Origin of the sequence: Haloarchaeobius ordinarius (assembly GCF_051801355.1) — an archaeon.
GTDB lineage: Archaea > Halobacteriota > Halobacteria > Halobacteriales > Natrialbaceae > Haloarchaeobius.
The window spans coordinates 2,543,982-2,565,547 of the sequence record NZ_CP196560.1 but is presented as its reverse complement, the minus strand read 5'-3'; the positions used below and the strand labels follow the sequence as shown (position 1 = coordinate 2,565,547).

The window sequence follows — 21,566 nt, the reverse complement described above, 5'->3', positions numbered from 1 at the left end:
GTCGGTCAGCCCGGTCGGCTGCGCGGCTGCGATTACGACTGGTCGGTACAGTTGAGTTCGGTCCAGCTCCCGTCCCAGTTGTCGAAGGACTGGTTGCCGAGGTCGAACTTGATGCCGCCGGCGACGCCGTCCGCGCAGGGGCAGGAGTTCCACTCGGGCGTGAACTGCTCCTCGCCGGCACCGTTGATGAGCGCCTCGCCCATCGCCAGACACTCGTTGCCGGCGTCACCGTCGTCGCAGGTGAACCGCCGGACGGTCTGGGCGTACTTGATGGCGACGCTCTCGATGTCCTTGCTGTCGTCTTCGAGGGTCCACTCGAAGCCGGTGACCTCGCCGTCGCCGTTGTACTTGATGGCTTCGAGGGTGATGTCCTCGGGTTCGAGGTCGTCGTTCGAACAGAACGCGATCCAGCTGATAGCGTGCCCGTCGAGGCGGCCGTTCCCGCCATCGTCGTCCGGGTCACCTTCGTCTTCGAACGTGGTGGTGTTGTGGCGGCACTGTTCGGCGGTGAAGCGCAGGCCGACGTGGCAGCTGTCGGTCTGGGCGACGTTCACGTCGAAGGTGAACTCGTTACCCTCGTCGTCCTCGCCGACGAACCCGCGGGCGCGGAGTTCGTCGTTGAAGGTGCCGGAGGCGACCGGGTTGTTGACCAGCGGGAGGTCGGTGAACCCGAGGCGCTCCTCGTCGTTCTCCTTGCACGGGAGGTACCACTCCATCACGTAGCAGTGGACACCCGGCGCGAAACAGTCGGCGGAGACGTCCGCGTTCGCGGGCGTGACCGGGGGCAGCCGGAGCTGGCCGTCGGTCGAGTTCTGGATGATCTCTATCCAGCCCTTGAGCGACCCGGCGTACAGTACTTCGCTGCCGTCGTCGTCGTTGTCGACCGTGCCGTCGCCGTCGATGTCGCCGAGGGTCCCGTCCTCGTTGAGGTTGTCACAGTCGGGGTCGGTCGACACGATGACGTAGAGGTACTCACAGAGTTCTCCGTCCTCGGCGGTGTCGTCACCGGCCGAGCGTTCGGGTTCGATGAACGAGACCTCCTCGTCTACCGCGTCGATGACTTCGGCGTAGACGAACGACGGGTTGCCACACAGGTGGAAACTGAACGTCGTCTCGCCCTCGTCGTACGGCTTGATGTCGTCGAGGTCGATGAACATCGCGCGACCCTCGCCGGACTGGCCGTCGATGTAGCCCGGGCGGTAGCCCCTCTCGGGTGCGTCTTCGACGACGAGGTCGCCGAGGTCGAGCCCGGTGTTCATCTCGCTCGTCAGATCGGTCGGCACCACGAGGCGACAGGCGTCTATCTCGTCGGTTTGTAAGAAGCCCCAGGTCTCGTGGTCGACTGCTTCTCCGTTCGGGAAGCGAACCGCGGGTGCGGCCGCTATCTCGTAGGTCATGCCGTTCGTGCCGGCGACGATAGCCGGGCGGTCTTCGGCAGGGACCATCTGGAGGTCGTAGCGTTCCCACGGCTTGTACGTGCTCCGGTAGTCGAGGATGAGGTCGACGCGGCCGGACTCGTACCAGCCTTCGAGTTCCTCGGTGTCGGTGAAGAACGCGGTCGTGCCGAGTCCGGCACCCGCGCTCGCGACACCGATGGTCCCGAGGCCAGCCAGCACCTGTCGCCGGCTGAGTTTGACGTTGCTTGTGTTGCTCATGTGTATACCCCACTCCCCCAGGGAGTGACGACCCACCGGCGGAGTCGCACCGCCGTGACGCGCCGTCGCGTCAGTTCCTCCTACGTGGGCCGGGGCTGGACCGTCGTCCAGTGTTCGACCGTTCGTCTCGTCGTGGTCAGTTCGGGATGCTGACGTTGTCGACGGGTCCCTCCTCCTCGACCGGGGCCGTGTTGTGGCGGCACTGCTCGGCGCCGAAGATGAGCTTGAAGTGTACCGTGTCGCTCTGTGCGACGTTCACGAGCCCGTCGAGGTCGTCCGCGCCGTCCAGGCCGTACTGGGCGATGAGGTACTCCGCCATGTTGTCGAACTCGTCGCCGCAGACGTTCAGGTCCGCGAAGCCGGGTTCGGCCTCGGTCCCGACCGCCTTGCACGGGAGGTACCAGTCGAGAGCGTAGCAGTGGACGCCCTCTCTGAAGCAGTTCTCTGCGGTGTTGGTCGCCGCACCGAGCGTGCAGAGGTTGTCCTGTCCGGTTGCAGGCGGGAGGATGACCTCGTCACCGTCGATGATGTCGAGGAAGCCCGCGAGGGGACCCTCGTACAGGCAGACCTCCTCACCGGCGATGACCTGTGCCGCGATGACCTGCTGGACGATGCTGAGCCAGGCGTCTTCCATGTCCTCGGGGGTGTTGACCTCGAAGACCTGGCCGCCGAAGCCGGCGAACTCGGTCAGGGTCGCGTCACCGGGCTGGATGAGCACCATGATGACCTCGTCGACACCGTCGCGGCCGAGCGCCTCGTCGGCGGCGGTGCGCGAGCCTTCGATGTTCTCGATACCGTTCGAGACCACGACGACGATGTTGTAGTCGGCGCAGTCCTCGACGCGGTCTGCGGCGTCCGTGATACCGGCGGCGACGCTCCCGTCGGCGTCAGCCTGGTCGCCGTTGTAGTCGTCGTTGATGAGGGTGCGCAGTGCGGCCGCGTCCATCGTGGGGTCGATGCTGGCCCCGTTGATGACCGGGTTGTCCTGGCCGTCACCGTTGAACAGCGTGACACCGACGTGTTTGGGGTCGAGGTCCTCGTCGTCCGGGTCGACCTCGTCTTCGAGCGTGTCGATGAGTGCGAGTGCGCCTTCCTTCGTGGTGGCGAGCTTGGTCGGGTCGGCGTCCCCACCCGGCACGTACTCCTGGTCCATGGAGTCGCTGTTGTCGAGCGCCAGCTGGATGCAGACGGTCTGGGACTCCGTGTCCTTCAGGTTGTTACAGTTCGGGTCGTACCAGAACCGCACGTACATGAAGTCTTGTAGTTCACCGACCTCGGTCTCGTCGCCGTGTTCGGCTTCGGGCTCGGTCGGGGTGGTGACGCCCTCGCGGTAGTCCTCACCGAAGCGCGGACCCATCGTGTCGTCTTCGTCGCTGACGGCACGCATCTTCAGGTACGACGGGTTGCCACAGAGGTGCAACGAGAAGGTGGTCTCACCGCGGTCCAGCGGCTTGATGTCGTCGAGGTCGATGAACATGCCCGCGTCACCGTCGACGAGCTGGGCAGCGATGTCGTCCTTCGGGGTCGCACACGCGTCGATAGCGAGGGACTGGCGGCCCCACTCGTCGTGGGTCAGCACCTCACCGAAGTCCGGCACGGAGCCGAGTTCGTACACCATCCCGTCGGTCCCGGGGACCACGGGCGGGCGCTGGTCCTCGGGGACCATCTGGAGGTCGTAGCGCTCCCACGGCATGTACGTGGTACGGTAGTCGAGCAGCAGGTCGACGCGACCCGCCTCGAACCAGCCTTCGAGCTCTTCAGTGTCGCTGAAGAAGGCGGTCGTCCCGAGTCCCGCGCCCGCGGACGCGACACCGATTGTTCCGAGTCCCGCCAGTACCTGGCGGCGTGATAGATTTGCTTTCGTCATGTTGCTATTGTTGATGGTTCGTGTTCCCCGACAGGAGTCGGGAACGGCGTGTTCTCGGTCGCCCCCTTGGCGTCCGGCGTTGCTCATCCACACACGGCGGCTGCGCCGCGCGTGTCAGGTTGTTCATCCCCGACCCCCAGTGCCAGCCCCCCTTTTGGGCCGTCGCATCGGTGGTGGGATAGGCGTATTTCAGCGCTTTGAGGTCTTACTTATGGCCTGCTTCAGGGGTTTCGAGGCCCCGCTTGGGCGGTTTCTTGGGGGTGCTTACCGGAACGAAACCGCGGAATCGTGTTCTAGAACGAGACATTCGGGGAGACCGAAGCAATCAATCGGCTGAAGGAACGAGAAACTATTCGGCCGCCGTCTCTCGGTTTCACGCGTTAGCATAGGCTCGCATCACATACCTCCGGGTAAGCGACCAATACATAACCCTCAACCCATCTTAACATGAATCGTACACGCTTAGAGCTCGGTAAGCTCGGGCGATGGGGGGTCCGATGTTACCAACACTGACACGACGAAACCGATTACAAGAATGCGACATCCACCAGATACTGAGCAACCCGCGCCGGCGCGAGACGCTCCGTGTCTTGAACCAGACCGCTGGGACGATTACGCTCCGTGAGCTCTCAGAGCTCATCGCCACTGTCGAATCCGGCGAGGAGCCTGCACCGAGGAACGTCCGCGAGGCGGTCTACATCTCGCTGCACCAGACACACCTGCCCAGGCTCGACGAACTCGGCATCCTCGAGTACGACTCCGGCCGGAAGAACGTCGAACTGCTCGACGGGGCCCGTGACGTCAACATCTACATGGAGGTCGTCACGCCACACGGCATCACGTGGGCGGAGTTCTACCGGGGACTCGGCGCCGTGGGTCTCTGTACGGTCGTCGCGGCGCTCGCCGACGTTCCGGGCGTCGCGATGATAGACCCCCTGCTGTGGGCCAGCGGGTTCCTCACCCTCTTTGCGGGGTCGACGACGTACCAGCTCTGGAAACACCGGTTCAACCTGTTCCGCCACCTGCGACGCTGAGTCGCCGTTCGTACGACGTCCTGTTTTTCGGCTCGGGTTCGGTTCCTATATGACGGAGCCCAGCGGCTCGTGCCGAGCGGGAGCCGACAGGAGACGATGCGGTCCGGGGCCCACAGTCCTGGCATCCCGCACGGCACAGACGCAACACACGGTTCTGACCCATCGCACGGACCAGTCGCTGAGGACCGGTCGCAGTGACGGGACGTGTCGCTCCGAACGACTGCTTTTTCCACCACGTCGGCCGACCCCCGCTCGGCCTCGTGACGACCTCGACGTCGTGACCGCGGCGGCCTCGTGACTGGACACGTCTGACTATCCCACGACCCGGGGCGGCAGCCGACCCTGTCCGGTGGAGCACCCTGGGTGGTGTGTCGAAACGACGATGACCCGAAAGACGAGGAGCCGCCGGCTCCAGAAGAACAGTGAACCCCGAAGAAAACGAGCCGAGTCAGGCAGCCATACTGTCGAGGTCCACCTCGGACTCGAACAGCCGCGACCCACACTCCTGGCAGGACGCGGCTATCACGTCGTACGAGCGGCAGCAGGACTGGACGACCTCCTGTCCGAACGCGACGGAGCCACCACAGACCGGACACTCCTCGACGAACAGTCGAAGGCCCCCGAGCAGTTCCGACCGGACCGCCATCGGCAGGTCGTGCCACGCGTCGTACCGTCTGGCGAGTTCCTTCGCCGCGGCGATGTCCGCGACGAACGCAGCGCGGGACTCCCACTGGGCGAGCCACTCACCGTCGACCCAGGCGATGTACGAGTCGGCACCGTGCTCGGTGACCGTGAGACGGTCTTCCTCGACGGCGAGCAGGTCCCCCAGTTCGTGGACGTCGGCGTCACGTGACGAGACGAGAGCCATCCGCTCGCTCCACGCTGCGGCGAACTCGTGTGTCAACTCGACGTCCGACCCGTCCGCCGTCTCGACGACAGCCCCGGCCGCACGGAGCATCTCCTCCAGGTCGAACTCGTCGGCGTCGAACCGGGGCTTTGCGTCCTTGTCGAACACACGGAGCAGCCAGTCCGGGAAATACCGTTTCGTCAACTCCGGCGTCCCTGGCACCAGATACCCCCGGAAGTATATCATCGCGACCGAGATGACCGCGACGACGAGGGCTGCTGGCGCCCAGAGGACGAACGTGGCCGCCGTCAGTACACCCGCTATCACGAGGTTGGTGACGGTACACGGGATACAGCGGTTCTCGCCCGTGTACTCTGTTTGCCGTATGCGACCTCCGATCGATTCACCTGGTTTCGCTACTCCTGACTGTTGCATTGATGTCTCCCCACGTGGCCGTGAGACCGGCCACTGTTCACGCTACGTTACAGCCCAACAGCGCATAGGTATGACACCATTACTCGCCACCGGCTCGGCCTCGGGCGGGTCCCCGACAGCCTTAAAACCAGATTCCCTACACGTACCAGAGAAAACCGAAAGACAGCTACACCGGCGAATTTCCGCGCATGAGTCACTCAAGCGAAAGATTAAGACCACTCACTGCGTTGTTAACTACTAGTGAAACACATGTCTCCACCGATGAAACTGGTCGTCGCAGAGCCGGGCGATGGGGGGCCGGCTGCGACGCTGGCACAGACGGCGACCGACGACGACGGCGGTCTCGCCCTCACACAGGACGACGTGTTCCACACGCTGAGCAACCAGCGTCGGCGACTCGTCCTGCAGGCGCTCGGTGAACACGACCGAGTAACCGTCCGTGAACTCACCAGTTACGTCGCTGCTCGAGAATGTAACGTGGCCGAGTCCGAACTCGATTACAGGCAACGAAAACGCGTGTACACGTCGCTCGTTCAGACGCACTTACCGATGATGCAGAAACACGGAATCGTGGATTACGACAAGTCACGTGGCACGGTCGAACCGGCGACCGACCTCTCCGCGTTCGACGTGTATCTCGAAGTCGTCCCGAAGAACGAACTCCACTGGAGCGAGTTCTACCTCGGACTCGCGGCGGTCTTCGGCATCCTCGTCGGGCTCGCGTGGGTCGGTATCGCCCCGTTCAAGAACCTCCCGGGACTGGCGTACGCCCTCCTGTTCGCGACGGTGCTGGCTATCACTGCAGCTATCCATCTGCGGTCTGCGCGGGAAAAACGGCTCGGCACTCGTGAACAGCGGTTGTTCGTCTCGGACGACGAACTTACGCGATGAGTTTCTCTTCGCCCTTCTCGACGACGACGCGGCACGGCGGCGAGATCTTGTTGTACGCGCGGCGGAACGCGTCCTTGACGACGGGTGCCTGCTCGACCGTACACCAGCACGTGAACAGTCGCTCGCCACGCTGGATGCGCGCGGCGGTCCCGACGACCTTCCCGAACGCCTGACGCATCCCGTCGGAAACACGGTCTGCCCCTGCGCCCGTCGCCTGCTTGTTCTCGCGCAGGACGTGGTGCGGGAACTTCCGCAGGATCATGTAGTAGTTCCCCTCGCCGAGTTCCTTGATGAGGTGACGGTTCGCCGACAGCCGCGACGCCTCCATCGACCCGTGACGAATCTGGCACTCCTCTTCGAGGACGAGACTGATCTGGACCGGCCAGTCATCCGGCTCGGACGCCGTGTCGCCCATCTTGTGCTGTGCGATCTTCGAACCGGGGATGCCCGTGATGTACTCGCGTCGGGTGTACGCGGGCTTGGAAATCTCCCGGTACATCGAGGCAGGTTTGTCCGACATGGTCAGTACGGGAAACTGACTGTCACGGCGCGAATAAACCTGTTCATTCGAAGTCGGCCCGCGGGTCGAACCAGACGTAGGCCACGTCCTGCAGGAAGTTCGCGGCGATACCGGCGTACGCGACGACCATGGTCGTCCCGATGATGAGGGGCATGTTCCGGTCACTGATTGCTTGTAGGCCCAGCGCGCCGAGGCCCTGGATGGGGAAGACGTACTCCAGGACGTACACCTGCACGACCAGCGTCGAGAGCAGGTCGGCGAACACCAGCGAGAGCAGTGGGAGGGCGGCGTTCGAGAGCAGGTGCCTGGCGATGCGGACGTTCCCGGCTCCCTTCGCACGGACCAGTCTGACGAAGTCTTCCCCGAGTACCTCGGTCGATTCTGCGCGGACGTACCGGAGCTGTCCGCCGACGAGGGTGGTCGAGAGCACGAGCGTCGGGACGAGGAACGGCCACAGCGAGAGCGGGTCGGACAAGAGCGCATCGATGGGGCGAGCGGGGTAGGTCACCCCGAGCTCGAGTTCGGTCCCGAGTACGAACGTCGCGAGCAGCGCGACGAAGTAGTTCGGCATCCCCAGGCCGACGTACCCGAGGGTGGAGACTGCCCCGGCTATCCGAGAGTCGGAATGGAGCGCGACGTACGAACCGATGACGAGCGAGACCACGAACGAGAGGGCGACGCCCGGGACGACGTACGCGAGCGTTCGCGGGATACCCTCGGCGAGCAGGTCGACGACCGGAGCACCTCGACCGCCGAACTTACCCATCGAGCGGCCCCAGTCGAGCGTCGTCAGGTCGCCGAGCCAGGTCACGTAGCGGTCGAGTAGCGGGTCGTTCTGGTTCTTCGCCTCCTTCACCGCGTTGACCGCGGCGGAGGGGTCGTCCGAGCCGAAGGCGACCAGCCCGAGGTTCGGGTCGGGCATGGTCGCGACGACGAGGAAGGCGACGGTCATCACGAGGTACGTCGCGAGGACGGCGAACCCGAACCGGCGAGCCAGGAAGGTGAGGCGGCTCACGGTCGGTCACCACTGGACGGAGGACGGGTCGGCGAGGGTGGAGAGACCATGAGAGAACGTCACAGTGTCGGTGCAAATATCGGTCGGAGACGCAAAGGGTCGTTTGACATTTCGTCCTGCGAGAGGCCACTCGCGACCCAGACTCACTGGAAGTCTGCGCGCGGGTCGAACCAGGCGTAGGCCACGTCCTGCAGGAAGTTCGCCACGATGCCGGCGTACGCGATGACCATGGTAGAGCCGATGATGACCGGCATATTGCGGTCCTTGACGGCGACGAGCGTGAGGTCGCCGATGCCGGGCAGGCGGAAGACGAACTCGATGACGAACACCTGCACGACCAGCGTCGACACCATGTCAGCGAAGAAGAGCGACACGAGTGGGAGGGCGGCGTTCGAGAGCACGTGCCGGATGACTCGCAGGTCGCCGGCCCCCTTCGCCTCGACGAGTTTCACGAAGTCGCGTCCGAGCAGTTCGCTGGACTCGGCGCGGACGTATCGTAACTGGCCAGCGGCCAGTGACGTGGCGAGGACGGTCGCTGGAATCAGGTACGGCCACAGCGACACCGGGTCCGCGAGGTCGATGCGGCGCGGGAACCCGAACTGCAGCCAGCCGAACTCCTCGTTCGCCGCGAAGAACAACAGCTCAGCGACGAAGAAGCTGGGCACGCCCAGTGCGAGGTACCCGACCGAGGAGATGGCCTCGGCGACCCGCGACTCGGGGTGGAGTGCGACGTACGACCCGACGGCGAGCGCCAGCGCCGTCGAGATGACCAGCGCCGGGACGAGGTAGGCGAGGGTGACGGGAATCGTCGCTTCCAGCAGTTCAGTCACCGGTTGCCCACGCTGCCCGAAGCCACCGACGGAGCGGCCCCAGTCGAACGTCGTCAGGTCGACGACCCACCGGAAATAGCGGTCGAGAATCGGCTCGTTGAGGTTCTTGGCTTCGATGACGGCGTTGGCGGCTTCGTCGGGGTCGCCCTTCGTGATCCAGGCAGCGTATCCCACGTTCGGGTCCGGGATGACCGCGACGACGAAGAAGGAGATGGTCATCACGATGTACGCCGCCAGCACCGAGAAGCCGAGTCGACGACCGAGGAAGGAAAGCCTGCTCACGGGTCCACCTCGCCCCGCTCACACAGGTGCACCGTGTACACAGCACGCCGCGTCGGTTGCATGCACGTCACAACACGGCCCGCGATTGAATAACGATGCGATAACGAAAACGGATATTTGACATTCTGGTACGTTTTTACGCGCTATCTCCGTGCTCTGTGTATGTCCCGGACCGGGCGACCGACCACGTATTCGAATCGAGGGTCTGCTCCATGACCGAGACGGAGACGTTCGAGACAGTCGACTGGGAGGAGTTCGAAGGCGGCGCGTCGATGCTGTCGACTCGCGTCCTCGTCTTCCTCGCCGGCTTCGCCCTGGTCGTCGCCGGGTTCCTCTACGACTACGTCGTGCTCCCGCCGACGAAACCGACGTTCCACGCCATCGGGCCCCGGGTCGACCTCGGCTTCTTCCTCGTGACGAAGTTCACGTGGGACCTCGTCGAGACCGACTGGCTGTTCGTCCTGTCTATCTGGGTCGTCTTCCTGTTCGCCGTGGTCCCGCTGGTCCGGTCTGCCCGACTGCGCCACCGATACTGGCGCGTCATCCGCAACCGCCCGCTCGCCATCGCGAGTCTCGTGTACCTGTCGCTCGTCGTCCTCGCCGGCTTCCTCGGGCCCATCTTCTGGCAACCGAGTCTCAACCTGCCCCACCAGTTCCAGCCGCCGACGTTCCTCTGGGGCCCGGCCCGGGTCGCAGACCCCTGCCTGGGCGTCGAGACGGCTGACCGCTGTTACGGCACCATGCGCTACCCACTCGGGACCAGCCCCTACGGGAAGAACATGATTCCACTGCTCTTTTCGGGAGCCCACGTCGCGGTCAAGGTCGCGCTCGTCACCGGGACCATCATCGTCCCCGTCGCAACCGTCGTCGGCTCGGTCGCGGGCTACTTCGGCGGCCGAATCGACACGCTACTGATGAGCTACGTCGACGTGCAACAGACCATCCCCGCGTTCGTCGCCTACCTCGTGCTGTCGTACTGGGGCCGGTCGCTGTTCCTGTTCGTCGCGGTGTTCGGACTCCTCTCGTGGGGTGGGCTCGCCAGACTCGTCCGTTCGGAGGCGATCCAGCGCCGCGACGACGCCTACGTCCTCGCTGCCAAGAGCGCCGGCACGTCCGACCTGACCATCCTCGTCAGGCACATCATTCCGAACGTCTCGAACGCCGCAATCGTCGGGCTCACTCGACTGATTCCCACCATCATCCTCATCGAGGCGGCCATCTCGTACATGGACATGAACGACATCATGGTCGCCTCGTGGGGCGAGATAGCCGCCCAGGGTATCAACACGTTCAGCGCGCAGTTCCCGTACGTCTACTGGGTGACGCTCTGGCCGGTGCTCGCGCTCGCCCTGACGGTCGTGTCTGCCTCGATACTGGGTGACGCCGTCCGTGACGGCCTCGACCCGAGAAACGTCCGGTGAACCGGGTGCGGAACCCCTCGCTTCTCAGTCGTCGGCGTTCGCCCAGATTGGCGAGAAGTCGCTCTCGTCCTCCGTGATGTCCTCCCAGGCCTCGACACCCCGTTCTTCGGCCGACCCGGGGATGGTGTTGTCGAGCACGAGCGCGACGATACCGCCGACGGCCATGCCGGTCCCACCGATGACGAACAGCGTGTTCGCGACCGGGTCGGTGCCCAGAACCGGCCCGAGGACGGCGATGCCCGCGAGCCCTTCTTTCAGGGCCGCGACGCCGCCGACACCGGCCATGTAGTTCGGAATCGAGAGCCCCGTGAACAGGGCGATGCCGATGACGAACACGTTCCGCGAGGAGTCGAGGTCGACGTACTTCAGGTTCGAGATGCCGACCGCGACGATCTGCCCGAACATCGCGACGAACAGGCCGCCGACGATGGGGTCCGGGATGGTCGCGACGAGCTGGCCGAACGGCCCGAAGAAGCCCACGACGAGCATCACGGCCGCCCCGACCTGCACGACGCGGCGGGAGGCCACGCCGGTCAGCCCGATGGCCCCGATGTTCTCCGAGTAGGAGGTCGACCCACCAGCACCCATGATGCCGGCGAAGACGTTCATCAGCCCTTCCATCCCGATGCCGTGGTTGATGCGAGACTCGCTCGGTGCGCCGGTCCCGGTCAGCCGGGCGACGGCGTGGTAGTCACCGAAGCTCTCGATGATAGAGGCCAGCACGCCCGCGAACATCCCGATGGCGAACGCCATCTCGAACCGCGGCATCCCCCACTGGAGCGGGTAGATGGCGAAGACGAGCGACACGTCGGTCACCGCCGCGAGGTCGACGAAGCCCTTCGTCCCGTCGGTGTAGATGCCAGTGACGCTCAGCCCCGCCGCGACCAGCCACGCGAGCACGATGGCGAGCAACACCGGGAACAGCTGGAAGACGCGGTGGCCGTCACCGAGGTACTGCGAGAAGAGGACGACCAGCCCGACCGTCAACCCGAGCAGCCACCAGTTCTGATCCGGGGCGGTTATCTGTGGGACGTTGAACAGCGACAGCCCGATGAGTGCGATGGTCGGCGCGACGACCACGGGCGACAGCAGCCGCCGGAGTCGTCCCACGATGCCGAGGTACCCGATGAACACCTCGGTCGTCGCCGCCGCGATGATAGCGCCCTGCAGGAACAGCAACTTGCTCTCCCAGCCCGCTACGCCCGGTAACGCTGGCGCGGTCGCCACGATCGCCAGTGCTGGCGCGAGCATCGAGAACGGTGCCCCCTGGACGATCGGATACCGGTTCCCGAACGTCGTCTGGGCCAGCGTCGCGATACCGGAGACGACGAAGAACGTCCCCACGAACTTCGCCGTCACCTCCGCGGGCATCCCCATCGCCCTTGCGAGGATGAGCGGGACCGCGATGTTCGCACCGACCATCGTCAGGTAGTGTTGCACCCCGAGCAACATCGACGTCGACAGCGGCGGTTCGTCTTCGATTCCGTACTCCACGAAACTCGCCCCGCCGTCCGTCTCGGCGGGCGCATCTGCATCCGTGCCCTGATTTGTCATGGTACCACCTCGGTCCGAGACTCACGAGCGGCGAAATTAGGTGTATTGGTTCGTCCTGTCCTCGTCGACCGGTCTGCTCCGAACGGTCGACGAGGTGCTTCTCACCTGGAGAGAATTACCACATAGAGTGACAGTCCTGGAACGTGTCTACTCTCTCATGAGCACCAGAACCTCCAGAACCGTTCCTGCTGCCGGTGTCGGTATCGGTCTCGGCGTCGGCCTCGGGGCGCTCGTCGGCAGCCTCGTCACGACATTCTTTGGAGCAGACATCTCGAACGGCCTCACGTTCGGCGCTGGCGGCGGTCTGCTCGTCGGACTCCTCACCGGTAGCCTCATCGACGCCTACCGCGACGCGAACACTCCCGTGAGTGGAGTACTCATCGGAGCCGGTATCGGACTGCTGTTCGGTGCGACGACCGGCCTCGTCTCTGCCTGGTCGCTCTCGGAGAACGTCGTGACCGTCCTGGCGCTCGGAGCGACCGCTGGTCTCTTCACCGGCGCAGTACTCGGCGTAGTCCTCGAGTTGATAACCACTCCCTCGTCCGCGACCGAGGTCTGAACCGCTCGACCGACCTGCTCCCGACGGTCGGCGAGGTAGTTCTCACAGCAAGCGAACTACCAGCACGATTGACAGTCTCGGGACGCGTCTAGACCCACATGGACCTCAACACCACCAGAACCGTCCCTGCCGCCGGTGTCGGCATCGGTCTCGGCGTCGGCTTCGGGGCCTTCGTCGGTATCCTCGTCACCATCCTCGCGAACGTCGACGTCTCGAACGGGGTGATCTTCGGGGCAGGTGGTGGTGCCCTCATCGGTATCCTCACCGGTGCGTTCCTCGACGCCTACCGACTGGAAGAGCGCGCCGTGAACGGCGTGGTCGTCGGTGTCGGCGTCGGTATCGTCGTCGGTGCAATGACCGGCCTCGTCACCGCCTGGTCCCTCTCGAGCGACCTCGCGGTCGGCCTCGGCTTCGGTGCCGCCGGTGGCCTCGTCGTCGGGCTGTTCGTCGGCTCGTTGCTCGGTCGAATGGACGACAGGGCCGAACAGACCGTCGCCTGAGCGATTCCGTTCGTTCAAATCCCACTCCCTGCGCGTTCACGAATCACCAACCGCTCGCTGTCGCTCACGGATTGGTTCAGGGAAAATGCTCGGTCGGGGATTTGAACCCCGGTCATCGGCTCGAAAGGCCGAAATGATTGGCCGGACTACACCAACCGAGCGTGCTCCGCATCCGAGACGATGGGGTGGGTAAGTATAAATCCGTCCTTTTGTTCCGACGTTGGTTGGTGAATCTCTCTCACGCGAGCGACAGCACGACGGCGTACACTCCAGTCAGGAGCGTCAGGGACGCACCGAAGGTCGCAAACAGGAGTGGGTAGCGCATTCCCTCGACCTCGAGGAACGCGGAGTCGGGGTTCTGCGGGTCGACGTACGCCGTCACGGACGTCTGGTCCTCGTATCGGGTGACGAGTTCCCGGGCCGGGTCGGGGTATGGGTAGCCGACTCGGGTCGTGACGGGATAGACCCGTTCGGATTCGTAGGTCTCGCCGCCGACTTCGTACCGGTACCGGACGACGGGCACGAAGTACGAATCGCCACCGGTGGAACGCTGACGTTCCTCGACCGTCGCATCCAGTACGTCCGCATCGACGGCAGTTCGACCGGCGAGCGTTGCGCGCTGGGAACGGTACTCCTGCAGGCCCGCGTACGTGAGCCAGAGACCGACCAGCGCGAACGGGAACCCGAGGAGGACCTCTATCATCCTACCCGAAAGGACGGGCCGACGGCGCAAAAGCACCGGGGCGGAGAAACCCGGTACCGGGTCTGTGGCGGTCCACGGAGTGACACCACTGCAAGGTTTAACCCGGGGCGGGGCGACAGCCCAGAACATGAAGCAGGTTCGCTTTCGCGACCCGGCAGGTGCAGTCAGGACTGGCGAGTGGGACGACGGAACCCTTCGGTTCGGTGGGCGGGAGTACGCCCCGGAGGCGGTCGAGATACTGCCACCGTGTGAGCCGACGAAGATCGTCTGTGTCGGTCGCAACTACGCCGACCACGCGGCCGAGATGGACAACGACGTGCCCGACCGGCCGCTCCTGTTCCTGAAGCCGCCGAACACGCTCTCCTCGCACGGTTCTACGGTGACCCTACCGGCCGGAAAGGACCGATTGGACTTCGAGGCGGAACTCGGTGTGGTCGTCGACGAGCAATGCAGCGACGTCGCGGCCGAGGATGCCTGGGACGTGGTCCGCGGGTTCACGTGCGTGAACGACCTGTCGAACCGCGACGACCAGCGCGAGGAGACCAACTGGGTCCGTGGAAAGGCCTTCGACGGTGCGGCACCGGTCGGGCCGGTCGTCGCCCCCGTCGAGGACGTGCCCGCGGACGCCTACGTCCGGTCGTACTGCAACGGCGAACTGCGCCAGGACGGCACCCGCGACCAGATGATGTTCTCGGTGCCGGAGCTCGTCGAGGAGATAACCACGTACATGACGCTCGAACCCGGCGACGTCATCGCGACCGGAACACCCGAGGGCGTCGGTAGACTCGAAGACGGCGACGAGGTCGCTATCGAGGTCGAGGGCATCGGGCGCCTCGAACACACCGTCGAAATTCCCAGCGCTTAAGGTTTAGGTTGGCCTAATCTTTCGCGAATGGAACTGACACGGCGCGACGCGCTCGCCGCGCTCGCTTCGGGTGGGGTCGTCGTGGGGTCGGGCGCTGCTGCACTCTCGCAGGCGTCCCTCCGGGCGGCCGAGGAGACGGTCGAGGCCGAGGTCGACGTGCCCACTCTCGTCGCCGTCGCCGAGGTCGTCTATCCGAACGCGGTGACGAACGTCGAGTCGTTCGTGCGGACGTACGTCGCTGGTCGGACCGCGAACCGGCCGGACTACCGGGCCGGTGTCGCCGAGTCGCTTCGAGCCGTCGACGCCACTGCTCGGTCGTGGTACGACGACGCGTACGCGGCCCTCGACGCCGACACGCGAGACAGCCTGCTCCGCGAGATGGGCGTCGACGCGGTCGACCCTGACCCGGCGGGGTCGACCACAGCGCAGGTCCGCTACTACGTCGTCAACGAGTTACTGTACGCCTTCTACACCTCGCCGACGGGCGGTGAACTGGCCGGGACAGAGAACCCCATCGGCCACCCCGGCGGCACCGAGAGCTACCAGCGGGGGCCGGAATGAACGGACAGACCGGCCAGGGTCCGGACCGCTCCCCAGCCCCGCGAACCGACGTCTGCATCGTCGGCGCGGGGCCAGCAGGTGCGCTCGTCGCGTCCCGACTCGCTACAGCGGGGTACGACGTCGTCGTCCTCGACGCCGGACCGAGATTCGACCCCGTCGACCGTCTGGAGCGCATGGAGCGCCGGATTCGTCCCGCCCACGGACCGGAGTCGGTCTGGGACATGGGCGGCGAGCGCGACGCCTTCACCAGCGAGGGCGAAATGTACTATCCACTCAACGCGGCCCGGGTGAAAGGCATCGGCGGCACCAGCCTCCACTGGCAGGGGATGGTGTATCGGCTCCACGAGGCCGACTTCGAACGCCTGAGTTACGACGGTGTGACCGCGGACTGGCCCATCGGGTACGACGACATGCGGCCGTACTACGCCGAAGCCGAGACCGAACTCGGCGTCTCGGGAGCCGACGACAACCCGTTCGCGCCCCCGCGCGAGGAACCGTACCCGATGCCGGCATTCAAGCCCTCGTACTCGGACTCGATCTTCGCCGAGGCCTGTGCGGAACTGGGTATAACCACCCACTCGTCACCCAGCGCCCGCAACTCGGAGGCCTACGACGGCCGAGTCCCCTGTCAGGGGTACGGGACCTGCAAACCCGTGTGTCCGTCGGGCGCGAAGTACGATGCGACGGTCCACGTCGCCCGGGCCGAGGAAGCAGGCGCACGGGTCATCGACCGGGCACCGGTCCAGCGACTCGAACACGACAAGGCAGGCGAAACTATCGAAGCGGCGGTGTACGCCACGCCGGATGGCGAGGAACACAGACAGGAGGCCAGGCAGTTCGTGCTCGCTGCTGGCGGCATCGAGATTCCGCGACTGCTCTTGCTTTCCAGTTCGACGCAGTATCCCGACGGCCTCGCGAACTCATCCGGTCTGGTGGGTCGGTACTTCATGGACCACCTCGCGGCCCGTGTCGGCGGGACCGTCGACCGCGAGACCCGACAGAACCACGTCGGCTTCATCACGACCGAGAGCCACCAGTTCTACGACGACGGCGGCGCGGAACGCGGCCCCTTCAAGCTGGAGTTCCTGAACTACGCCGGTCCGTCACCGGTGGGTGAAGCCCTCACCGCGGGCCCAGACGCGCCCTGGGGCGACGACCTGTTGCAGGATATCCGGGACAGCTACGGCAACTACCTCGAGGTCACGGGCCTGTGCGCCCAGACACCACAGAAGTCGAACCGCATCGAGCTGAACCCCGACGTGACCGACGACCACGGCAACCCCGTCCCCGAGATTCACTGGTCCCTCGACGACCGGACCCGGCGCACCATCGAGGCGGCGAACGAGCGACAGCTCGCCATCATGGACGAGCTGGATGCCGAAGTCGAGTGGGTCGTTGGCCCCGACAACACCGGGCCGGCGTTCCATCACATGGGGACGACGCGGATGGGGACCGACCCCGCCGAGAGCGTCGTCGACCCGGCCTGTCGCACCCACGACCTCGAGAACTGCTGGGTCGCCTCTTCGTCGGTCTTCGTCACCGGCGGTGCGCTGAACCCGACGCTCACCATCGCGGCGCTCTCGTTACGGGTCGCGGACCGACTCGAAGGCGTGCTCTGAGGGCTCTCGACCGTTCGTTCGTCGACGTCCCGTCGATAGATGGTCTGCTCATTCATCCCAAACCTATGTGACTTATTCTCATGTAATTATTAAGACCATATTCTCGTCCTTCAAGAATCGGCTCCCGTTTATATCGTGACCTTTCTCGAACCTGTAGCTGATGAACGATTCAATCGGCGCACCCGGCAAGGGCATCTCTCGACGCAAATTCCTCGCCGCCACGGGCGGCACCGGTCTCTTCGCGATGGCCGGCTGTACGACGACCACGCGACCGACCGTGAATCCGGTGTCCGTCGGTTCAAACGACGCCAAACTCCTTCCTGACCTCCCGACCACCAGCAAACCGGAGGTCGTCGACCTCGACGAACGCGACCACGAGGTCACCCTGAAACCCGTCAAGGCCACCCACCACCTCCACCCACTGGAGACGATGAACGGTCCCGTCTCGCTGCCCGTGACGTGGGCGTTCGCGGCCGACGACGGCGAACCGAGCGTCCCCGGCCCCATCCTCCGGTGCACGGAAGGTGCCGAGTTGAAGATAACGCTCGACAACACGGACGCGCCGCACCCGCACACGCTGCACTTCCACGGCGTCCGCAAGACGTGGGAGAACGACGGCGTCCCGACGACGACCGGCATCACGGTGATGCCCGGCGAGACGCACACCTACACCATCCCTGCGAACGTCGCGGGGACGCACCTCTACCACTGTCACTACCAGACGCCGATGCACATGGACATGGGTATGTTCGGTATCCTGCGGGTCGACCCCGAGGGGTACGAGGAAGCCGACAAGGAGTACTTCATGACGGTCAAGGAGTGGGACACCCGCCTCTCGCGCCAGTACGCCGGCGAGAACGTGAAGTACGACCTGACGAACCGGACGATGGACGCCTTCAGCATCAACGGGAAATCCGCACCCCGGACGCTCCACCCCGAGGACGGCTCGCCCATCATCGTCGAACCCGGTGACACGGTCCGTATCCACTGGGTGAACGCTGGCTTCCACAGCCACCCGATGCACATCCACAACCACCGGTTCAAGGTGGTCGAGAAGGACGGCAGCCCGTGGCCCGAACCGATGCAGATACTCCAGGACGTGGTGAACGTCGCGCCCGCGGAGCGCTACACCATCGAGTTCGAGGCCGACGCCGACCCCGGCATCTACCTCATCCACTGCCACAAGGTGAACCACATCCGCAACGGGGACTCGTACCCCGGTGGGATGCTCGGCGGCATCGTCTACACCGACGCCATGCAGAGCGACGTCTTCGCGAAGCTCATGGAGTACGCGGGGTACGAGGCCTGAGCCATGAAGAGACGAGAGTTCCTGACGACCACGGCAGGTGTCGGCCTTGCGGGCCTGACGCTGACGACGCCGGTCGGCGCGCAGGCAGGCGAGGGTGAATCGCTCGCCGACTGGTTCGCCAACACGGACAACGTCTCCGGAGTGACCGACAGGCGCGGCGAGAGCGAGGTGACCATCACGGTCGGTGCGGCCGGTAACGGCGGTGCCTTCGCCTTCGAACCGGCCGCGGTCCGGGTCGACCCCGGCGCGAAAATCGTCTGGGAGTGGTCCGGCAAGGGCGGCATGCACAACGTCGTCGCCACGGACGGAACGTTCCAGTCCGAGCTGCTCTCCGACGAGGGCGCGACGTTCGAGTACACGTCCGAGGAGGCCGGCGTCTTCCGCTACGCCTGCGCCCCACACGAGGCGATGGGCATGAAGGGCGCACTCGTCGTGGGAGACGCCGATGTGTCGCTCGCTGAAGCACCCCCCGAACCGACCGAACCCACCGGACCCACCTTCGACGGCTGGCTGGCAGGCGTCGAGAACTACACCGATGTGGTCGATATGCGCGGGCAAACGGAGGTCCGCGTGAAGGTCGGGGCCGAGGGCAACGGCGGCGAGTTCGCGTTCGAACCGGCGGCCATCCACGTCGACCCCGGGACGACCGTCGTCTGGGAGTGGGTCGGCTCGGCCGGTCGATACAGCGTGGTCGACGACAACCTCGGCTTCGAGAGCCAGCGGGTCGCGGCCACGGGGACCGAGTACGCGCTCCAGTTCGACGGCGACGGCGTGAGCAAGTACTACTGCGAGGACTACGGCGAGCAGGGGATGCGTGGCGTGGTCCTCGTGGGCGCGGGCGAACAGACCGTCCCGACCACGCGAGCCTACGCGACGGCCGGCCTCGGTGCGGCTGCCATCGCTGCCCCGCTCGGGCTCGGGCTGTACGTCCACTACAAGGACACGACCAGCCAGGACTGACCGGCTGCATCATCCGGTGGTCCGGCGGCGGCCTGAACCGTCCTCGCTCTCGGTTTCGCTGTTTCCGTGACTGATTTCGACCACCCAGCTGTTTCCGCACCCATCCCGATTTGATATAGCGAGATACGATATATGTGGCGGGGATAGGACGGCAGTTGCCCACACAGACTGGTTGGGAAACCGAACAGTTGGATGCGATTCCGGGGCGAAGCGATCCAGATTGCCAATCGTTCACACACTGCCCGAACCGTTTTTACCGGAGCACGTGACCGTCAGGACAGGTAGTTCATGCAGACCCTATTCGTTTGCTGACGGGAGCCGGGCACGCACTGGCGGGTTCGACCCCGCGAGTCGTTCCTCTCCCGTCCCGTCTCCAGCCAGCCGGCAGCGCTCGTCACGGCCTGGATTCGATATCGTCCAGTAGCCGATAGCGCCGCCGGTTCCCGCACTGCTCTCCGAGCGACCAGACCCCCACAGAGATGTCACGACAGTCATCACACGCGGTACTCGCCGCACGAACCGACACAGGAGCACCGAACACAGACGAAATCGAGGCCCTCACCGAGGCCGCAGGCTACACCATCCAGAAGATATTCACCCAGACCCGCCCAGAAGACCCGACCTACGACCTCGGGTCGGGGAAGGTCGACGAGGTGGCCGACGCAATCCGCGAGACCGACGCGGACACCGTCATCGTCGACAACCGGCTCTCGCCCGCCCAGTTGTTCAATCTCACCGATAGACTGCCAGCGGGAACCGAGGTTCGGGACCGCTATCGACTCATCCTCGATATCTTCGAGGCCGGAGCGAGCACGAAGCGCGCCCAGTTGCAGGTCGAACTCGCCCGCCTGCGCCACGAACTCCACCGGCGGCGAGAAGAGCAGCGACGAAACGAGGAGTGGCAGGGCCTCCAGACCATTCGCGACCCCGAGGGCGAGTGGATACGCGAGGTGAAACAGCGAATCGACCGCACCCACAACAGGCTGAACGACCTTCCCGACGAGACCACCCCCGGCCGCGAGCGCAAGCGTGAAGCTGGCTTCGACTTCGTGGCTCTCGCGGGCTACACGAACGCCGGGAAGTCGACGCTCCTGCACCGGCTCGCAGACGACCTCGACCTCGACAGCGCGGAACCAGCCCACAGCGACCTCGGGGAGACCGCTGGCGTGGAGGACCGCCTGTTCAAGACGCTCGATACCACCACGCGCCGGGCCACCATGGACGGTCGCCGGGTGCTCCTCTCGGACACCGTCGGGTTCATCCGGGACCTCCCGCACGACCTGGTCGAAGCGTTCCGGTCGACCCTGACAGAGGTCCACGATGCGGACGTGGTCGTCCTCGTGGTCGACGCGAGCAGGCCGATTGCGGCGGTCAGAACGCGCATCGAGACCTGTCGTGCCGAGATAGACGAGACGGACGGGGACGTCCTCACCGTCTTCAACAAGGCCGACCGCCTCAGCGAGGACGAACTCGACCGCCGGAAGCGAGCCCTGGCCGACCTCGCACCCGACCCGGTCGTCGCGAGTGCGACCGAAGACGCGGGCCTCGATGCGCTTCGGACCCGTATCGTCGAGGCACTCCCGACCGAGTCTGCCGAATTCGACCTGCCACACGGCCCGGAGACCGAACGGTTCGTCTCGTGGTGTCACGAGCACGCGGCCGTCGATTCGGTCGCCTACGGCGAGTCCGTCTCGCTGTCGGTCCAGGGTCGCCCCGCGATACTCGAGCGTGCCTGTGCCCGGGCCCAATCCATCGAGTGAGTCGCGGAGACGCCCCGGTTCGCCCCTCGAGCCGGGACCGAAGCGGATAGACTTTTAGGGGTCTTCTCTCTGGTTGGAACTGATGCCGGCCCCGGAGTACGACCTCGAAGACGTCTCGCCGATGGCCTGGCGACTCCTGCGGGTGGCTGCCGGGTACGGGCAGCGCGACGTCGAACGCGAGGTCGATGAACTGATGCAGGCACACCTCTCGATGCTCGAGAGCGGCTCACGGGGCCTCTCCGCCTCCCGACGGCAGCGCCTGTTCGACCTCTACACCGTCGAGCTCGACCCCGGACAGGTGCGGGCCATCGTCGACAACTTCTGACGACTGTGGGGTGCTAGCTGTTCACTGTCTCAACGACAATCGTTAAGAACCTAC

The 21,566-nt window shown here is 65.1% G+C and carries 20 protein-coding genes and 1 tRNA gene; 12 read left to right on the top strand and 9 right to left on the bottom strand.

All coding sequences use genetic code 11. The features are described from left to right. Window positions 1-32: 32 nt before the first annotated feature. Together ACSC1R_RS13395 and ACSC1R_RS13390 are read right to left on the bottom strand one after the other, a co-directional pair. Window positions 33-1,655, bottom strand: a complete 1,623-nt coding sequence (locus ACSC1R_RS13395; RefSeq protein WP_439026234.1) for a hypothetical protein — start codon at window positions 1,653-1,655, stop codon at window positions 33-35. 136 nt (window positions 1,656-1,791) lie between these two features. Then, window positions 1,792-3,522 carry a SipW-dependent-type signal peptide-containing protein gene (locus ACSC1R_RS13390; protein WP_439026233.1) on the bottom strand — a complete coding sequence of 577 codons (1,731 nt, stop codon included), beginning with the start codon at window positions 3,520-3,522 and terminating at the stop codon, window positions 1,792-1,794. A 497-nt stretch (window positions 3,523-4,019) separates the two neighbouring features. Between ACSC1R_RS13390 and ACSC1R_RS13385 the strand changes: the two genes are divergently transcribed. Next, window positions 4,020-4,556, top strand: coding sequence for a DUF7344 domain-containing protein (locus ACSC1R_RS13385; RefSeq protein WP_439026232.1), 537 nt, complete (start codon window positions 4,020-4,022; stop codon window positions 4,554-4,556). Between the two features lie 448 nt (window positions 4,557-5,004). On the opposite strand, the gene ACSC1R_RS13380 is transcribed toward ACSC1R_RS13385, so the two are convergent. Further along, complete coding sequence (locus tag ACSC1R_RS13380) at window positions 5,005-5,730, bottom strand: hypothetical protein (protein ID WP_439026231.1); 726 nt, start codon at window positions 5,728-5,730, stop codon at window positions 5,005-5,007. Between the two features lie 369 nt (window positions 5,731-6,099). On the opposite strand from ACSC1R_RS13380, the gene ACSC1R_RS13375 reads away from it, so the two are divergent. Continuing rightward, window positions 6,100-6,729 (top strand): DUF7344 domain-containing protein, encoded by a 630-nt coding sequence (locus tag ACSC1R_RS13375; protein ID WP_439026230.1) that lies wholly within the window; start codon window positions 6,100-6,102, stop codon window positions 6,727-6,729. Here ACSC1R_RS13375 and ACSC1R_RS13370 read toward each other — a convergent pair. The 3 genes from ACSC1R_RS13370 to ACSC1R_RS13360 all read right to left on the bottom strand — a co-directional run bounded on the left by ACSC1R_RS13370 (window position 6,719) and on the right by ACSC1R_RS13360 (window position 9,376). Beyond that, complete coding sequence (locus tag ACSC1R_RS13370; RefSeq protein ID WP_439026229.1) at window positions 6,719-7,249, bottom strand: 50S ribosomal protein L16; 531 nt, start codon at window positions 7,247-7,249, stop codon at window positions 6,719-6,721. The two genes, ACSC1R_RS13375 and ACSC1R_RS13370, sit on opposite strands and share 11 nt — an antisense overlap. 43 nt (window positions 7,250-7,292) lie before the next feature. After that, window positions 7,293-8,264, bottom strand: a complete 972-nt coding sequence (locus ACSC1R_RS13365; RefSeq protein ID WP_439026228.1) for an ABC transporter permease — start codon at window positions 8,262-8,264, stop codon at window positions 7,293-7,295. 143 nt (window positions 8,265-8,407) lie between these two features. Further along, entirely contained in the window at window positions 8,408-9,376 is a 969-nt protein-coding gene (locus tag ACSC1R_RS13360) for an ABC transporter permease (protein ID WP_439026227.1), read from the bottom strand. 212 nt (window positions 9,377-9,588) lie between these two features. Between ACSC1R_RS13360 and ACSC1R_RS13355 the strand changes: the two genes are divergently transcribed. Beyond that, the gene (locus ACSC1R_RS13355) at window positions 9,589-10,797 is read left to right on the top strand and encodes an ABC transporter permease (RefSeq protein ID WP_439026226.1); all 1,209 of its coding nucleotides are present in this window, start codon (window positions 9,589-9,591) and stop codon (window positions 10,795-10,797) included. Between the two features lie 24 nt (window positions 10,798-10,821). Here ACSC1R_RS13355 and ACSC1R_RS13350 read toward each other — a convergent pair whose 3' ends face one another. Next, on the bottom strand, window positions 10,822-12,351 hold the full coding sequence (locus ACSC1R_RS13350; RefSeq protein WP_439026225.1) for a uracil-xanthine permease family protein: 1,530 nt from the start codon (window positions 12,349-12,351) through the stop codon (window positions 10,822-10,824). A gap of 157 nt (window positions 12,352-12,508) precedes the next feature. Between ACSC1R_RS13350 and ACSC1R_RS13345 the strand changes: the two genes are divergently transcribed. Next, window positions 12,509-12,910 (top strand): hypothetical protein, encoded by a 402-nt coding sequence (locus ACSC1R_RS13345; RefSeq protein ID WP_439026224.1) that lies wholly within the window; start codon window positions 12,509-12,511, stop codon window positions 12,908-12,910. Window positions 12,911-13,008: 98 nt separating this feature from the next. Then, window positions 13,009-13,410, top strand: coding sequence for a hypothetical protein (locus ACSC1R_RS13340; RefSeq protein WP_439026223.1), 402 nt, complete (start codon window positions 13,009-13,011; stop codon window positions 13,408-13,410). An 86-nt stretch (window positions 13,411-13,496) separates the two neighbouring features. Here ACSC1R_RS13340 and ACSC1R_RS13335 read toward each other — a convergent pair. Beyond that, window positions 13,497-13,571, bottom strand: a tRNA-Glu gene (locus ACSC1R_RS13335). A 77-nt stretch (window positions 13,572-13,648) separates the two neighbouring features. Beyond that, a complete protein-coding gene (locus ACSC1R_RS13330; RefSeq protein ID WP_439026222.1) occupies window positions 13,649-14,113 on the bottom strand; it encodes a DUF3592 domain-containing protein in 465 nt (154 codons plus the stop codon). 127 nt (window positions 14,114-14,240) lie between these two features. On the opposite strand from ACSC1R_RS13330, the gene ACSC1R_RS13325 reads away from it, so the two are divergent. The 7 genes from ACSC1R_RS13325 (at window position 14,241) to ACSC1R_RS13295 (ending at window position 21,512) form a co-directional block, all read left to right on the top strand. Further along, entirely contained in the window at window positions 14,241-14,978 is a 738-nt protein-coding gene (locus ACSC1R_RS13325) for a fumarylacetoacetate hydrolase family protein (RefSeq protein WP_439026221.1), read from the top strand. 27 nt (window positions 14,979-15,005) lie between these two features. After that, a complete protein-coding gene (locus ACSC1R_RS13320; RefSeq protein ID WP_439026220.1) occupies window positions 15,006-15,539 on the top strand; it encodes a gluconate 2-dehydrogenase subunit 3 family protein in 534 nt (177 codons plus the stop codon). After that, window positions 15,536-17,158: a GMC family oxidoreductase gene (locus ACSC1R_RS13315; RefSeq protein ID WP_439026219.1), complete on the top strand. Its 1,623-nt coding sequence runs from the start codon at window positions 15,536-15,538 to the stop codon at window positions 17,156-17,158. The genes ACSC1R_RS13320 and ACSC1R_RS13315 overlap by 4 nt, the downstream gene beginning before the upstream one ends. 160 nt (window positions 17,159-17,318) lie before the next feature. Beyond that, window positions 17,319-18,467 (top strand): multicopper oxidase domain-containing protein, encoded by a 1,149-nt coding sequence (locus tag ACSC1R_RS13310; RefSeq protein ID WP_439026218.1) that lies wholly within the window; start codon window positions 17,319-17,321, stop codon window positions 18,465-18,467. Window positions 18,468-18,470: 3 nt separating this feature from the next. Further along, window positions 18,471-19,427, top strand: coding sequence for a halocyanin domain-containing protein (locus tag ACSC1R_RS13305; RefSeq protein ID WP_439026217.1), 957 nt, complete (start codon window positions 18,471-18,473; stop codon window positions 19,425-19,427). 479 nt (window positions 19,428-19,906) lie between these two features. Continuing rightward, on the top strand, window positions 19,907-21,187 hold the full coding sequence (gene hflX, locus ACSC1R_RS13300; RefSeq protein ID WP_439026216.1) for a GTPase HflX: 1,281 nt from the start codon (window positions 19,907-19,909) through the stop codon (window positions 21,185-21,187). Between the two features lie 82 nt (window positions 21,188-21,269). Further along, entirely contained in the window at window positions 21,270-21,512 is a 243-nt protein-coding gene (locus ACSC1R_RS13295) for a hypothetical protein (protein ID WP_439026215.1), read from the top strand. Window positions 21,513-21,566 lie beyond the last annotated feature (54 nt).

What these genes read in the sequence shown, in the direction of transcription:
- ACSC1R_RS13370 (WP_439026229.1), bottom strand. Translation starts at nt 7,249, where the DNA reads ATGTCGGACAAACCTGCCTCGATGTACCGGGAGATTTCCAAGCCCGCG.
- ACSC1R_RS13395 (WP_439026234.1), bottom strand. Translation starts at nt 1,655, where the DNA reads ATGAGCAACACAAGCAACGTCAAACTCAGCCGGCGACAGGTGCTGGCT.
- ACSC1R_RS13325 (WP_439026221.1), top strand. Translation starts at nt 14,241, where the DNA reads ATGAAGCAGGTTCGCTTTCGCGACCCGGCAGGTGCAGTCAGGACTGGC.
- ACSC1R_RS13345 (WP_439026224.1), top strand. Translation starts at nt 12,509, where the DNA reads ATGAGCACCAGAACCTCCAGAACCGTTCCTGCTGCCGGTGTCGGTATC.
- ACSC1R_RS13390 (WP_439026233.1), bottom strand. Translation starts at nt 3,522, where the DNA reads ATGACGAAAGCAAATCTATCACGCCGCCAGGTACTGGCGGGACTCGGA.
- ACSC1R_RS13305 (WP_439026217.1), top strand. Translation starts at nt 18,471, where the DNA reads ATGAAGAGACGAGAGTTCCTGACGACCACGGCAGGTGTCGGCCTTGCG.
- ACSC1R_RS13375 (WP_439026230.1), top strand. Translation starts at nt 6,100, where the DNA reads ATGAAACTGGTCGTCGCAGAGCCGGGCGATGGGGGGCCGGCTGCGACG.
- ACSC1R_RS13355 (WP_439026226.1), top strand. Translation starts at nt 9,589, where the DNA reads ATGACCGAGACGGAGACGTTCGAGACAGTCGACTGGGAGGAGTTCGAA.
- ACSC1R_RS13320 (WP_439026220.1), top strand. Translation starts at nt 15,006, where the DNA reads ATGGAACTGACACGGCGCGACGCGCTCGCCGCGCTCGCTTCGGGTGGG.
- ACSC1R_RS13350 (WP_439026225.1), bottom strand. Translation starts at nt 12,351, where the DNA reads ATGACAAATCAGGGCACGGATGCAGATGCGCCCGCCGAGACGGACGGC.
- hflX (WP_439026216.1), top strand. Translation starts at nt 19,907, where the DNA reads ATGTCACGACAGTCATCACACGCGGTACTCGCCGCACGAACCGACACA.
- ACSC1R_RS13385 (WP_439026232.1), top strand. Translation starts at nt 4,020, where the DNA reads ATGTTACCAACACTGACACGACGAAACCGATTACAAGAATGCGACATC.
- ACSC1R_RS13310 (WP_439026218.1), top strand. Translation starts at nt 17,319, where the DNA reads ATGAACGATTCAATCGGCGCACCCGGCAAGGGCATCTCTCGACGCAAA.
- ACSC1R_RS13340 (WP_439026223.1), top strand. Translation starts at nt 13,009, where the DNA reads ATGGACCTCAACACCACCAGAACCGTCCCTGCCGCCGGTGTCGGCATC.
- ACSC1R_RS13295 (WP_439026215.1), top strand. Translation starts at nt 21,270, where the DNA reads ATGCCGGCCCCGGAGTACGACCTCGAAGACGTCTCGCCGATGGCCTGG.
- ACSC1R_RS13330 (WP_439026222.1), bottom strand. Translation starts at nt 14,113, where the DNA reads ATGATAGAGGTCCTCCTCGGGTTCCCGTTCGCGCTGGTCGGTCTCTGG.
- ACSC1R_RS13315 (WP_439026219.1), top strand. Translation starts at nt 15,536, where the DNA reads ATGAACGGACAGACCGGCCAGGGTCCGGACCGCTCCCCAGCCCCGCGA.